The sequence below is a fragment of the Gilvimarinus sp. 1_MG-2023 genome (assembly GCF_030548285.1).
This window is the reverse complement of sequence record NZ_JAUOSC010001882.1, coordinates 1-230: the sequence shown is the minus strand read 5'-3', so window position 1 is coordinate 230 and position 230 is coordinate 1. Positions and strand designations below refer to the sequence as shown.

The window sequence follows — 230 nt, the reverse complement described above, 5'->3', positions numbered from 1 at the left end:
GTCACGCATATAGGAGACGGTGGCGTCATCAAACAAGGCGGCTTCGTGAGGGTGAACCCCCAGAGTGGCGTAGACATCATCGTGGGCCAGCGCCAGTGCCAGCGCCGTTGGCATATTGTCGGGCTGAACGCTGATTGTCATAAAACGTTCAACCCCAATGGCGCGGGCTTCCGCCAGAATAGTGTCTGCCGGTGCCTCTTTGAGGTAGTCGAGATGAAAATGTGTTTCGA

The 230-nt window shown here is 56.1% G+C and carries 1 protein-coding gene; it reads right to left on the bottom strand.

The features are described 5' to 3' along the window. On the bottom strand, positions 1-230 hold a 230-nt coding region (locus Q4563_RS23225; protein WP_303606229.1), incomplete at both ends, for a TatD family hydrolase.